This is a genomic window from Sorangium sp. So ce385, assembly GCF_051474135.1.
Taxonomy (GTDB): domain Bacteria; phylum Myxococcota_A; class Polyangia; order Polyangiales; family Polyangiaceae; genus Sorangium; species Sorangium cellulosum_D.
On sequence record NZ_CP150337.1, the window covers coordinates 368,045 to 380,342 of the forward strand.

Consider the following 12,298-nt stretch of genomic DNA (forward strand, 5'->3'; position numbering starts at 1 on the left):
AGGTCTGATCGCGCTGAGCTGCTTTCACCAGGTGATCAACGGCGAACGATGCACCCAGGCGTCGTCGCGCACCTGGTCCAAGACAAAGCTCGCGACATCTCCTCGCGATATGGTTCCACCGTGGAAGCTGGAGAGATCCGTGAGCGCGCGGATCGTGTCGCGGCTTTGCTTGTCGTTGAGGACGGACGGGCGAACGAGGATCCAGTCGAGCCCGCTGTCCCTGACGATGGTCTCCTGCCGGTTCTTGTCGGCGTACACCTTGCGCAAGAGGAGCGGGAAAATCAGGTTGTCGAAGAGAAAGCCGCCGTGCCCAGCGCTGTCACCGGCGCCGATCCCCGTGATGCAGACCAGACGCGAAACTCGCTCGAGCTTCATGGCGCTCACGAGCGCGCGCGTCGCGGACGAGAGGAGGGTCACCTCGCGGAACGGGCTAGCGGGTGTGCCGAGCGCGCTGACCACGGCGTCCCGGCCTTTGAGCGCTTGGCGCAGGACCCCCTCGTCGCGGGCGTCTCCGACGACGAGCTTCGCCCCCTTGAGGTCACCCGCCTTCTCGGCAGAGCGCACGAGCACGGTGACGTCGTACCCTCGCGCCACCGCCTGGCTGACGATCAGGCGGCCGGTGGCGCCGGTCGCTCCAAGGACCAGTATCTTCGGTTGGGCAGTCCGGGTGTCGTCGGTCACGGAGTTTTGCATGGTCGCTACCTCGGAGAGCGGGACGCCTCCCGAGAGGCAGTCCCGTCGTTCATGTCGCTCGTGGTGATCAGAGCCGGCCCTCCGCGAGCAGCTCGCGGGTGCGCTTCAGCGTCGACAGCAAGGCGCCCTTGTAGCCCTTATCGCCGTTCATCCACTCCTGCTCGGCCTGCTCCTCGGGGCCGTTCGGCGCTTTGCCGCGCAGGCCGAGGTAGCAGTAGAAGCGGAGCTGGAGCGCGCCGTCGGCGTCCTCGAACAGCTCGTTGATGATCGCGCCCTCGCGGGGACCGGTGGCCTGGAAGAAGGTCACCTTGCTCTGCGGCTCGAACGTGATGATCTCGCGCACGTCGTCGCCTGCGATCGTGGCTTCACGCACGATATGAGAGCCGCTCTCCTCGACGACGTCGCAACGGGTGCAGAGGCCGGGCGGGAGGAACAGGCGGGCGTCCCGGGCCTTGAGGACCAGGCCCTCCCATACCTGCGCGCGGGTCAGCTCGGTCTCGCCTTCCGGGTTCACCGGGACGGTGGCGGTCGCATAGATCATGATGATGTTCCTTGTCGTTGGTGTTGAGGTACGCCCGGCCGTCAGGCCGAGGTCGCGATCTCCGCGGCGAAGTCGCGGTAGGAGCGCAGGGGGCGCCCCAGGAGCGTGGTGAGACGTGCCACGTCGCCGGCCTCGGGGAGCATGCCCTCGGAGAGGAACCGCTCGCTCATCAGGCGCATGTCGAAGGCCATCCAGCTCGGCATGAACTGCCGGAGGTTCCGCTCGAACCCGGCGACGTCATCGCCAGGATAGGCGATCGGGCGCCCCAGGACCTCCGTCCAGATGGCCGCGACATCCGCGCCGGTCAGCGTGTCGGGACCGACGAGGTTGATCCGGTCGAGGGGGAGCGGGGCGGCGGCCTGCTCGCGGCGGATCAGCTCGATGGCCGCGATCTCGCCGATGTCGCGCGCGTCGATCATGGCGAGCCCCTTGCCGCCGATCGGCATCGGGTAGACGCCGTATCCGGTCACCACGTCCTTGATCGTGAGATCGTTGTTGATGAAGTACGCGGGACGCAGGATGGTGGCGTTCAAGCCCATCTGCTCGATCATGCGCTCGACGGCGAACTTGCCCGCGAAGTGCGGCACGTTCACGTAGCGGTCGCTGTGGATCACCGACAGGTAGACGATCCGCTCGATGCCGGCCTCGCGGGCGAGGTTGAGCGCGATCAGGGCCTGGGTGAACTCGTCGGGCACCACGGCGTTGAGCAGGAAGAGCGTGGAGACGCCCGAGAGGGCGCTCCGCAGCGCGTCGACGTCGAGCAGGTCGCCCTGCGCGACGGCGACGCCCGCCGGGAAGTTGGCTTTGGCGGGATCGCGGACGAGGGCGCGCACGGCGGCGCCGCGCTTCGCGAGCTGTTCGACGACGTGGCGGCCGACTGTACCGGTTGCGCCGGTAACGAGGATGGTCATGGGGGTCGCTCCGGTGTGGGTCAAAGGACAGCCTGTAAATTAGTGATGTACATTCGTGCCGATAGCCGTTATCTTGGAACAGGCCGTCCCACTGGTGGAACGCATGGATCTGCCTGCTCTCGCCGACTTCATCCTCGTCGCCCGGCACGGAGGCTTCGGACGAGCCGCACGCGCCGCGGGGCGCCCGAAGGCGACCCTGTCCCGCCGGGTCGCGGAGCTGGAGGCCGCCCTAGACCTGCGTCTCGTCGAGCGCGGGGGGCGCACGCTGAAGCTCACCGAGGAAGGACGGGCGCTCTTCGAGCGAACGGGGGCATTGCTCACCGAGCTCGACGAGGCCGCGGCGGCGATCGCCTCGGGTGGGGGCCGGCCGCGAGGCAAGTTGCGGATCAGCGCGCCTCTGCTCTTCTCGCAGATCGCGATGGGCAAGATCGCGGCCGGGTTCGCGCTGAAATATCCGGAGGTCCGGCTCGAGGTCACGACGGAAGATCGGATCGTCGACATGGTCGAGGAAGGTTATGACCTGGTGATCCGGGTCAACCCGGCTCCGGATGAGAGCCTTGTCGGACGAGTCTTGCTGCGCGATCGGCTGGTCGTCGTGGCGAGCCCGGGGCTCGCTCGACCGGCGGACAATCTTGCTGTTCCGGCCGTGGTGCGGGGGGCAGGCGACCGGACCGCGGCCTGGGATGTCACGGCGACAGCTGGAAGATCACGCATCGTGGTCGAGCCAGTCCTGCGCCTGTCGTCGCTCGTCATGGTCCGCGATGCCGTGCGGGCGGGCGTCGGCGCCGGACGCCTCCCCATTTCACTTGTAAGTCACGATCTGGCCGCTGGAGCTCTGGTGCATTGGGGCGATGTGGACGGCCCAGACATCGTCCTGTGGACGCTCTATCCGTCCCGGCGGCTGCTGAGCGCTCGTGTCTCCGCCTTCCTCGACCATTTGAAGGAGTCCTTTCCCATGGGAACGCCGGACGAGCTGGCGGCCTTTGTCGGGGGATGAGGCGGCTAACCCCGCCGGCTGCCATCGCAAGGCGGGCGCAGGCCCACACTACAGGAGAGCTCATGTTTGACCACGTCGTATTCGGAGTCAGCGACTATGCAGCGAGCAAAGCGTTCTTCCTCAAGGCGCTCGAGCCGCTCGGCGTGGCCGTCGTCCTGGAGGGGCCGCTCGGCCTCGAGCTCAGCGCAGACGGTAAGTCGTCCCTGTGCATCTGCCAAACCGAGGAGAAGCCGGCGCGTCTCCACTTGGCGTTCACGGCCGCGAATCGCCGGCAAGTCGAAGCGTTCCATCGCGCAGCTCTGGAGGCGGGTGGCAAAGACAACGGCGCGCCTGGTCTGCGCCCGCAGTACCACGCCAACTACTATGCAGCGTTCGTCATCGGCCCGGACGGGCACAACATCGAAGTGGTCTGCCATGAGCCCGAGGCCTGACCCTTCCGTCGAAGGGACGTCCACGAGCGGGGTTCGCCCGCGCGCGGCGGCCCGTCCTGTCGAGCGCGATACGACGCCATCCACCCGAGCACCACGATGAGCAATCGCCTCGCGAGCTGCAGTTGCGGCGCGTTGTCGGCCGAGGTCGAAGGCGAGCCGATCCGCGTGTCCGTGTGTCACTGCCTGGCCTGCCAACGAAGAACCGGGAGCGTCTTCGGCGCTCAAGCCAGGTTCGGCCGCGAGAGCGTGAAGATCAACGGCCACGGGAAGGACTTCGTTCGAATCGGCGACGAAGGAACGAAGACCACCTTCACGTTCTGTCCCGAATGTGGCGCCACGGTCTATTACGCGATGGCCGGGCACGAGGACGTGATCGCCATACCGGTGGGAGCCTTCGCGGACCCGGCCTTCCCCGGTCCAACGTTCTCGGTCTACGAAGAGCGAATGCATGGCTGGGTGGTCATGCCGCAAGACATCGAGCACATGCGCTAGGCGCCGGTTTGAAGGCACAGGAGCTCAACGGCCGCCGCCGGTCCCGCCTCACCTCGAACGTAGCGCATCGGCCATGGACACCGCTGCAGCGCGCGGAGTTCGGCGCGCCGATCGCGACCTCGGGCAGCGGGCGCCGCGGCGGCCGGCGCCGCGGGCGACGATGTCCGAGACCGCATGGAAATCGTGCTCATCAACGCGCGCGCGCGGATCTCGGGTATACCTCCCCCATGAGCAACCTGTCCGCCATCGGCTTCGCTGTTTCCTCCGAGGACGACCTCCGGCGTACGGTCGGCGCCGCGCTCGAGCGTGCCGCTCCGCCGCCGGACCTCGGCGCGTCCGCGGCGCGCTACCTCTGGTTCCGCGACGCGAGCGGCGCCGCGCTCGCTGCCCGGCTCGACGCCCGACAGGGGATCGAATGCCTCACCCCCTTCTTCGCCGCGCCCGACGGCGGCACGCGCTGGCGCGTGCACACGAGCGCGCCGCACCTCGATCGCGAGTGCCTGCATTGCAGCGGCGCGGACTGCGACGTGCTCGACCCTTCGTCCGGCGAGATGTACACGCGGACCGCGCTGCAATTCCTGTTCTTCGAGCCTTATCAGGCCTGGCTCGCGGACGAGCGGACGTTCGAGGTCGTGATCGTCGGCTTCGCCTCGTCCCTCTCGCTCTGCTCCACGCCCGACGACTTCGAGCGCGCGCAGGCGGCGCTCTTCGGCGATGCCGAGCCCGGCGTCCCGCGCGCGCCCGGCAAGCCCATGCGCCTCGCGGCCCAGGCATTCATGCCGCACGGCATGTTCGGCGCCGAGGGCCAGCTCGGCGCGCGCGCCCGCGCCCTGCTCACGGGAAACGTCGAGTCGGTCACCCTCGCACGCAACGACATCGCTGGGGGCACGTTCGTACACACGCGCGTCCGTACCCTCGGCGGTCCCATCGACATCGTGGCGCCGGCGGACGCCGTGGAGATCCCGGAGCGCGCGACGCTTATGATCGCCGACTGCTGGCTGGTCGGGCGACCCGTCGAGGCGCCGCCCCGGAAGACCGGCTTCTTCCGACGCATCCTCGGCCGGGCCTGAGATCGGGGTGCTTTCGAAGCGCTGCGCCACGGTGCGCTCCTGCCTCTCGGCTTCGGCGCCGCGCCCCGGAGCTTATGCTCTAGCGGATGTCGTCGACGCTCACGCCGAGCCGCTCGGCGTAGAGGCCAAGGGTGCGCTGCCACGCCGGGCGGGCCTGACAGCGCTCGAAGTAGGCCTTGAGCCTCGGGAAGGGATCCATCAGGTCGGTCTTGCGGATGCTGCGCAGGACGCCGGCCATCATGATGTCGGCCGCCGTGAAATCGTCGCAGGCGATCCACGTGCGACCCTCTAGGCGGCGTTCGACGTGGCCGAGCCAGCGGCGGGCGAGGTTGGGCACCTCCGCGTGGAGCGTGGGCGCGGCCTTGCCGCTGTCGAAGATCCCGATCATGTCGAGGCACACCAGGGTCGGCTCGACGGTGCCGACCGCGGCGAAGCACCACTGGACGACACGGGTGCGGCCCTGGACATCGGACGGGATCAGCTTGCCGGCCTTCTCCGCCAGGTAGAGCACCACCGCGGCAGATTCGGCCACCACGAAGCCGTCGTCGTCGATGACCGGCGCCTGGCGGAAGGGGCTGATGCGGCCGTAGGCTTCGCTGTCGAGGTCGCCGGCGGTGTGGTCGAGCGCGTGGACTCGATACGGCAGCCCGGTCTCCTCGAGCGCCCACTGCGCCCGGAGATCTTTCGTCTCGCCGATCCCCTCGGGGAAGATTCTTCCGAAGCCATAGAGCGTGATCATTCCGTCCTCCGATCGGTGGCCGGGTCCACCGGCCGCGCCCGAGCGTGCCATGCCGCGGATGGCGGTGCGAGCTCCTGCGCCGGACCGCGCGCGAGAGCCGCCACCTTGGTCAAGCGGCTCCGAGCACCGCGGCGCCAGCGTCGCCGCTGGCGATCCTCTCGTCGCCCGAGGCGACGGCCCGCTTCATCGCGAGCCACGCCTGACGCGGGGGACCCCGGCGCTCCACCCCATCGCGGCGCACGCCGACGTACACCGGGGCCCGGTGGAGCGGCTCGGGCAGCGTCCGCGCAGCGCCGGAGCCCCCGGACATGGCAGCCGCGGGCGGGTCGAGGCGAGCGCAGGCGCGTCGACGCGGCGGCTTACGCGGCGCGCCACGAGGCGCCCGACGGTGCGCTGCTCAAAGGGGTGGACGGACTTAGTAAATAGTGCTAACTTACTTTCCGACCACGAGACGCGGGCCGGTGGAAGCCCGCTGTGATGAACCGTCCCCGTGGTGCGTCTGGTCAGGGCCTGACGAAGGCGCACGCTAGCCACGAGCAGGAGAGCCGTCCATGACCGTTGTGATCGGAAACAAAGAGTATTTCCCGGGCGTTGGCAAGATCCCCTACGAGGGGCCCGAGTCCGACAACCCCCTCGCCTTCAAGTGGTACGATGAAAGCCGCGTCGTCGCTGGCAAGCCCATGAAGGACCACTTCAAGTTCGCCGTGTGTTACTGGCACACGTTCTGTGGTCGTGGGCACGACCCGTTCGGTCCGGGGACGATCAACTTCCCCTGGGACGAGGGCAAGGACCCGCTGACCCGCGCTCGCATGAAGATGGACGCGAACTTCGAGTTCATCACCAAGCTGGGCGCGACGCACTACTGTTTTCACGACATCGACCTCGTGGAGGAGGGCGACAGCCGCGCCGAGACGTCGCGCCGCCTTCAGAGCGTCGTCGAGTACGCCAAGCAGAAGCAGGCGCAGTCGGGCGTCAAGCTGCTGTGGGGCACGGCGAACCTGTTCTCCAACCCGCGCTACATGAACGGCGCCTCCACGAACCCGGATTTCTCCGTGGTGGCCTACGCCGGCGCTCAGCTGAAGGACGCCCTCGACGCCACCATCGCGCTGAACGGTGAGAACTACGTGTTCTGGGGCGGCCGCGAAGGTTACATGAGCCTCCTGAACACGGACATGAAGCGCGAGAAGGAGCACTTCGCCCGCTTCTTGACCATGGCTCGCGACTACGCGCGCGCCCGGGGCTTCAAGGGGACCTTCTTCATCGAGCCCAAGCCCATGGAGCCGTCGAAGCACCAGTACGATTTCGACGCCGAGACCGTGATCGGCTTCCTGCGCCAGCACGGCCTGGACAAGGACTTCAAGCTCAACCTGGAGACGAACCACGCGACGCTCGCCGGCCACACCATGGAGCACGAGATGCAGGTGGCCGCGGACGCCGGCATGCTCGGCAGCATCGACGCCAACCGCGGCGACTATCAGAACGCGTGGGACACCGATCAGTTCCCCTACAACATCAACGAGACGGTGGAGATGATGCTCATCCTGCTCCGCAGCGGCGGGTTCCAGGGTGGCGGCGTCAACTTCGATGCGAAGCGTCGTCGCAACTCGACGGATCTGGTCGATACCTTCCACGGTCACATCGGCGGCATGGATGTGTTCGCCCGCGCGCTCATCATCGCCGATGACCTGATCCGCAAGTCGCCGCTCGAGTCGATGCGCAAGGCTCGTTACGCGTCGTTCGACGGCGGCAAGGGCGCGGAGTTCGAGCAGGGGAAGCTGACGCTGGAGCAGCTGGCCGAGATCGGCAACGCCGGTGGTGAGGTCAAGCTCACGAGCGGTCAGCAGGAGCTGTACGAAAACATCGTCAATCGGTGGATTCGGTAGGTCGATCGAGCGAGCGGACGGCATCCCCGGCGCGCTCCAGCTCGACGCCGCCATCGCCGCCGCGTTAGAGGACTGCGCCTCCTCGGGGCGTTCGCTCGCTTTCCCTCCAGCCCACGCGTGAGCGCGGGCGGGAGGATGCGCGGGGCGGGGACGGGCGGGCGGGCGCGCCGAGCGCCGCCCGAGGTGCCATAAGGCCCGAGGAGGCTTGACGTCGCAGGCGCGCCCCGTGCGGCGCGCACCGTCGCAGGCGCGCGTGGTGGGGCGCGCATCGTCGCAGGCGCGCGTGGTGGGGCGCGCATCGTCGCAGGCGCGCGTGGTGGGGCGCGCGCCGTCGCAGGCGCGCGTCGTTCGGCGCGCATCGTCGCAGGCGCGCGTCGTTCGGCGCGCGCCGTCGCAGGCGCGCGTGGTGGGGCGCGCATCGTCGCAGGCGCGCGTCGTTCGGCGCGCATCGTCGCAGGCGCGCGTCGTTCGGCGCGCACCGTGAGGTCTCAGTCAGCAAGGCCCGAAGGCAGACATGCCGGGCAAGAGGGTGGTGATGGAGACGCGCAAGCCAGTCATTCTGGGTTTCATGGGCAACCGGGGGTTCTTCCCCACGGAGTTCGCGGTGGAGGGCGCGCGGGCCACGGCCGCGGTCGTGGAGGCGCTGCTCGGAGAGCACGTCAAATATGTCGATCTAGGCAATGTCGAGTCCTACGCAGACGCCAAGCGCGCTGCGGGGGTGGCTCAGGAGTACCGGCAGGGAGTCGATGGCGCCGGCGCTATCGGCGTGATCTGCTCCATGTACAATTTCTCGGATGAGAACGGCATTCGAGACTTCCTACGCCTCGCGGATCTGAACATTCCGGTCCTGATCCACACGGAGCCGGACGTGCGTGGCCAGGGGAGGATGGGGGAGCGGGGCCGCCGTGACGGCGCCTGTGGCCGTTTTTCCGCGGCCAACGCCCTGCGCCACATCGGCTACCCCTACACCTTGACGACCAAGCACTGCGAGTCGGTGCGCTCTGCCCAGTTCGCGCGGGATCTGCACGCGTTCTATGCCACGTGTGTTCTGGCCTCCAAGTTTCGGCGTCGCGGCCGCGGCGTTCGCCTGGGGCTGGTAGGGTCGGGGCCGGACGCCTTCCAAACGGTCACCCACGTTTCCACGGAGCTCTTGGGGCACATGGGGTTGAGCACGGTGGGGCTGGAGCTGATCGCCCTGGATCGGCAGATGCGCCAGGTCGATGAGGCGCAGCTCTCCGACAAGCGCGACGAGATCCGCGCCCACTTTGGCGCGGTCGATGTCCCGCCGTCTTCGCTGGACGCTATCGCGCGCATGGGCGTGGTCTTCGACCGCTTCATCCGCGACAACGACCTCGACGGCATCGCCGTGCGGTGCTGGACGGAGATGCAGAAGTACCAGATCGGCGGGACGGTCGGGGTCATGCCGTGCACGTGCATGAGCATGCTCTCGGACAAGCTCTTGCCCGCCGCGTGTGAAACGGACATCGCGGGCTGGATGGGGATGTACATGCTGCAATGCGCGTCCGGCCTGGTTCCGGTCCTGGGGGACTGGAACAACATGTTCGACGACGACCGTGAAGAGGTCGACCTCTTTCATTGCGGCGTCTGGGCCAAGAGCGTCATGCACCCCGGGGCCAAGATCACGGAGCATCAGATCCTGGCCAAGGAGGTGGGCAAGGACAACAGCTGGGGCGCGGTCGACGGCGATCTCAAGCCCGGGACGTGCGCTTTCTTGCGTCCGTGCACCAACGCGCGGGAGGGCAACATCTTCATGTATGGTGGCGTGGGGCGCGTGACGGAGGACCGCATCAAGACCTTTGGCACGCGCGGTCGCGTCCACATCCCGCGTATCCAGAAGCTCTTCCGCTACGTCACGGACCCCCAGCGGGCGGTGGAGCACCACACGGCCCTCGTGGTGGGTGAGGGCCAGGCCATCGCCACCACCATGAAGGCGGTGCGAGACGCCCTGCCGTACATCAATGCCCAGGCAGGCCTGAGCCAGACGGGTCGCGCGTTGATCGAGTACTACGAGCACAGCACGGTGGAGGAGCTCTAGCGGCTCGAAGGCGGCGCGCGTCGCCCAGCCAGCGCGAGCGCCGGGCGAGCGATCGAAGGCTGAGCCCCTCGTGCCGACGGCAGGGCCCCCCTTGGGCGGGTACGGGTCGCCGCGGCGAGGATCGCTCCGCGCTCGGGTACGAGCGGCGCCCGGTCGGGAACGAGCCAGGCTCCGTTCCGCGTGACCTGCAGGCCGGGCGTCGCCGGGCCGCGGATCGAGGACCGGGGCCCGCCGCGAGCCACGGCCCCTCGCCCAGGACCCGCGCCGAGGCGGGCCCGGCTCGTGACCCGGCCGGACTTGCGGTAAGCTCCCCGCATCATGAGCGACGTCGAGCAGGTCCTGGCCGCAGCGCTGCGTCTGTCGGCGCAGGTCCGGGCGGCCGCGGCGGCGCAACGAGCCGATGGATCCGGCCGCGCCCGCGGCGCGCCGGCTCACCGGCACGCTGGGCCAAAAGCTCGCCATCTCCGGAGTCCAACCCCTTGGTGAAGCAGAGGACCGATGACAACGATCAACTACGTGGTTGGCGACGCTACCAGGCCGGTCGGCGAGGGCGCACGGATCATCGCCCACGTGTGCAATGACATCGGCGGCTGGGGCCGGGGCTTCGTGACCGCGCTGTCGGCGCGCTGGGCTGCGCCAGAGGCAGAGTACCGGCGCTGGCACCGAGGTGAGCTCGCTGGTCCGCCGTTCGGGCTGGGCCAGGCGCAGCTCGTGGAGGTCGAAGCCAGGCTGTGGGTCGCGAACATGATCGGCCAGCACGGCGTGCGGGCGCGCGACGGGGTCCCACCGGTGCGCTACGAGGCGATCGACGCCGCGCTCGCGGCGGTCGCCGCTTTCGCGCGCCAGCACGACGCATCCGTGCACATGCCTCGCATCGGGGCAGGCTTGGCCGGAGGCAGCTGGAGCGAGATCGAGCCCCTCATCGAGCGGAACCTGTGCTCGGCGGGGCTTCGCGTCAATGTCTATGATCTCCCGGAACAGCGGTGAGCTGCAGCCCCGCCCAGCCAGCCGATGGGCCGCCGAGCGGTTGACCATTTGCTATCATCAGGTGCATTCGTGTCGAAGGTTGATCTCAAGAGAGAGCTCAAACATCTCTACCAGGCGTCCGCGAAGGAGGTGGTCCAGGTCGACGTGCCAACATTCAAGTTCCTCATGATCGACGGCGCGGGCGACCCGAACACCTCAGAGGCGTATGCGAAGGCGGTGGAGGCGCTGTTCTCCGTCTCCTACACGGCGAAGTTCATGGTGAAGAAGGGGGCGCGAGGGATCGACTATGCGGTCATGCCCCTCGAAGGCCTTTGGTGGTCGGATGACATGTCCGTCTTCACCTCCAACGATAGATCGAGGTGGAAATGGACGATGATGATCATGCAGCCTCATTTCGTGGAGGAGGCCGTGATCCAGGCGGCCATGGCGGAGGTGCGGCGAAAGAAGGCGCTCCCCGCGGTGGACGCGCTCAGGCTGGAGAGCTTCACCGAAGGATCATGCGCGCAGATACTCCACGTCGGCCCATTCTCGGAGGAGGGGCCGACCATCCAGCGAGTGCATGACTTCATCGGCGCGCGCTCGGCGCTCGCAGGGAAGCACCACGAGGTGTATCTGAGCGACATACGTCGCGCCGATCCGGCGAAGTGGAAGACCATCATCCGCCAACCCATGGAGTGATGGCCGACGGAGCGGTCGCGCCGGCGTCGCGGCGCGGCGCGGCGCGGCGCGGCGCGGCTCGTGCGTCGATCCGCAGAAGGCACGCTCTCCCTCACCACCACGACCCGTCCTCGGAGGTCCTATGAAGCGAGTCACTGGCATCGGCGGGCTGCCGGCCAATGACGAGGGGGCACTTGGCCGGCACGAATCGGCGGCCTGAAATTTTCTTTTGTTAGATGGCTTACGCAGTCGCCGGTTACGATTGGACACGCGGGGGCCTTGCGGCGGCCACCCCGCGGGGATGACAATCGGGTGCGATGGGGACCTCCTCCTGGCCGGTGCTGGTCGATCTGCACGAGCGGACCGACGGATACGTGGTGGCGACCTGGCGGCGGCTCATGCTGCTCGTCTGGCGCGGGCAGGACAGCGTCGCCGGCATCGAGCGTTCCCGGGCGCTCTTCCGGGCCTGGGCGGAGCGCCAGCCGGGAGGGGCAGCGTTCCTGGTCGTGGTCCCCCGCGAGCGCACCGGGCCGCCCGACGAGGAGACCCGGGCGGCGATGCAGCGGGCGGCGAGCGCTCCCGGGGGGTACATGAAGGGCATTGCCACGCTCGTCGAGGCCGAGGGGTTCATCGCCGCCTCGGTCCGCGCCATCATGATGCAGCTGCAGCCGAGCGGGACGCAGGCGCCCCCGCCGAACATCTTTCGGACGCCGGCCGAGGTCGCGGCCTGGGCGGCGGCGGTGCTGCAGGACCGGGAGATCACGCCAGAGAAGCTGGCGGAGGCGATCCGGATGGCGCGCGAGGGCTGAGCGCGCGCCCGCCGCCGGATCGCCCTCGGGGC

General features: G+C 68.5%; 14 protein-coding genes. 10 read left to right on the forward strand and 4 right to left on the reverse strand.

All coding sequences use genetic code 11. The annotated features are described in order from the left end of the window. Positions 1–24: 24 nt before the first annotated feature. The 3 genes from WME83_RS01465 to WME83_RS01475 form a co-directional block, all read right to left on the reverse strand. Complete coding sequence (locus tag WME83_RS01465; RefSeq protein WP_437317468.1) at positions 25–693, reverse strand: NAD(P)-dependent oxidoreductase; 669 nt, start codon at positions 691–693, stop codon at positions 25–27. Between the two features lie 67 nt (positions 694–760). Then, positions 761–1,234: an SRPBCC family protein gene (locus WME83_RS01470; protein WP_437317469.1), complete on the reverse strand. Its 474-nt coding sequence runs from the start codon at positions 1,232–1,234 to the stop codon at positions 761–763. A gap of 41 nt (positions 1,235–1,275) precedes the next feature. Further along, positions 1,276–2,145, reverse strand: a complete 870-nt coding sequence (locus WME83_RS01475; protein WP_437317470.1) for an SDR family oxidoreductase — start codon at positions 2,143–2,145, stop codon at positions 1,276–1,278. A gap of 103 nt (positions 2,146–2,248) precedes the next feature. Here WME83_RS01475 and WME83_RS01480 point away from each other — a divergent pair, with 103 nt between their 5' ends. From WME83_RS01480 to WME83_RS01495, 4 genes are all read left to right on the forward strand, one after another. Continuing rightward, positions 2,249–3,142 (forward strand): LysR family transcriptional regulator, encoded by an 894-nt coding sequence (locus tag WME83_RS01480; RefSeq protein ID WP_437322147.1) that lies wholly within the window; start codon positions 2,249–2,251, stop codon positions 3,140–3,142. Positions 3,143–3,204: 62 nt separating this feature from the next. Next, the gene (locus tag WME83_RS01485; RefSeq protein ID WP_437317471.1) at positions 3,205–3,573 is read left to right on the forward strand and encodes a VOC family protein; all 369 of its coding nucleotides are present in this window, start codon (positions 3,205–3,207) and stop codon (positions 3,571–3,573) included. A 96-nt stretch (positions 3,574–3,669) separates the two neighbouring features. Continuing rightward, entirely contained in the window at positions 3,670–4,065 is a 396-nt protein-coding gene (locus WME83_RS01490) for a GFA family protein (RefSeq protein ID WP_437317472.1), read from the forward strand. A 227-nt stretch (positions 4,066–4,292) separates the two neighbouring features. Next, complete coding sequence (locus tag WME83_RS01495; RefSeq protein ID WP_437317473.1) at positions 4,293–5,135, forward strand: hypothetical protein; 843 nt, start codon at positions 4,293–4,295, stop codon at positions 5,133–5,135. Between the two features lie 79 nt (positions 5,136–5,214). Here the strand turns inward: WME83_RS01495 and WME83_RS01500 are convergent, their stop codons facing one another. Next, the gene (locus tag WME83_RS01500; protein ID WP_437317474.1) at positions 5,215–5,874 is read right to left on the reverse strand and encodes a glutathione S-transferase family protein; all 660 of its coding nucleotides are present in this window, start codon (positions 5,872–5,874) and stop codon (positions 5,215–5,217) included. 551 nt (positions 5,875–6,425) lie between these two features. Here WME83_RS01500 and xylA point away from each other — a divergent pair. From xylA to WME83_RS01530, 6 genes are all read left to right on the forward strand, one after another. Continuing rightward, positions 6,426–7,757, forward strand: a complete 1,332-nt coding sequence (xylA, locus tag WME83_RS01505; RefSeq protein WP_437317475.1) for a xylose isomerase — start codon at positions 6,426–6,428, stop codon at positions 7,755–7,757. Positions 7,758–7,962: 205 nt separating this feature from the next. Next, positions 7,963–8,241, forward strand: a complete 279-nt coding sequence (locus WME83_RS01510) for a hypothetical protein (RefSeq protein WP_437317476.1) — start codon at positions 7,963–7,965, stop codon at positions 8,239–8,241. Between the two features lie 51 nt (positions 8,242–8,292). Next, positions 8,293–9,813: an L-fucose/L-arabinose isomerase family protein gene (locus tag WME83_RS01515; protein ID WP_437317477.1), complete on the forward strand. Its 1,521-nt coding sequence runs from the start codon at positions 8,293–8,295 to the stop codon at positions 9,811–9,813. A 498-nt stretch (positions 9,814–10,311) separates the two neighbouring features. Continuing rightward, positions 10,312–10,800, forward strand: a complete 489-nt coding sequence (locus WME83_RS01520; RefSeq protein WP_437317478.1) for an Appr-1-p processing protein — start codon at positions 10,312–10,314, stop codon at positions 10,798–10,800. Positions 10,801–10,869: 69 nt separating this feature from the next. After that, the gene (locus WME83_RS01525) at positions 10,870–11,478 is read left to right on the forward strand and encodes a GyrI-like domain-containing protein (RefSeq protein WP_437317479.1); all 609 of its coding nucleotides are present in this window, start codon (positions 10,870–10,872) and stop codon (positions 11,476–11,478) included. Positions 11,479–11,774: 296 nt separating this feature from the next. Further along, positions 11,775–12,266 (forward strand): hypothetical protein, encoded by a 492-nt coding sequence (locus WME83_RS01530; protein WP_437317480.1) that lies wholly within the window; start codon positions 11,775–11,777, stop codon positions 12,264–12,266. Positions 12,267–12,298: the final 32 nt, after the last annotated feature.

Bases quoted from the DNA above. Each gene is read 5' to 3' on its own strand.
- WME83_RS01515 (WP_437317477.1), top strand. From the start codon at position 8,293: ATGGAGACGCGCAAGCCAGTCATTCTGGGTTTCATGGGCAACCGGGGG.
- WME83_RS01530 (WP_437317480.1), top strand. From the start codon at position 11,775: ATGGGGACCTCCTCCTGGCCGGTGCTGGTCGATCTGCACGAGCGGACC.
- WME83_RS01465 (WP_437317468.1), bottom strand. From the start codon at position 693: ATGCAAAACTCCGTGACCGACGACACCCGGACTGCCCAACCGAAGATA.
- WME83_RS01485 (WP_437317471.1), top strand. From the start codon at position 3,205: ATGTTTGACCACGTCGTATTCGGAGTCAGCGACTATGCAGCGAGCAAA.
- WME83_RS01480 (WP_437322147.1), top strand. From the start codon at position 2,249: ATGGATCTGCCTGCTCTCGCCGACTTCATCCTCGTCGCCCGGCACGGA.
- WME83_RS01470 (WP_437317469.1), bottom strand. From the start codon at position 1,234: ATGATCTATGCGACCGCCACCGTCCCGGTGAACCCGGAAGGCGAGACC.
- WME83_RS01500 (WP_437317474.1), bottom strand. From the start codon at position 5,874: ATGATCACGCTCTATGGCTTCGGAAGAATCTTCCCCGAGGGGATCGGC.
- WME83_RS01475 (WP_437317470.1), bottom strand. From the start codon at position 2,145: ATGACCATCCTCGTTACCGGCGCAACCGGTACAGTCGGCCGCCACGTC.
- WME83_RS01520 (WP_437317478.1), top strand. From the start codon at position 10,312: ATGACAACGATCAACTACGTGGTTGGCGACGCTACCAGGCCGGTCGGC.
- WME83_RS01490 (WP_437317472.1), top strand. From the start codon at position 3,670: ATGAGCAATCGCCTCGCGAGCTGCAGTTGCGGCGCGTTGTCGGCCGAG.
- WME83_RS01495 (WP_437317473.1), top strand. From the start codon at position 4,293: ATGAGCAACCTGTCCGCCATCGGCTTCGCTGTTTCCTCCGAGGACGAC.
- xylA (WP_437317475.1), top strand. From the start codon at position 6,426: ATGACCGTTGTGATCGGAAACAAAGAGTATTTCCCGGGCGTTGGCAAG.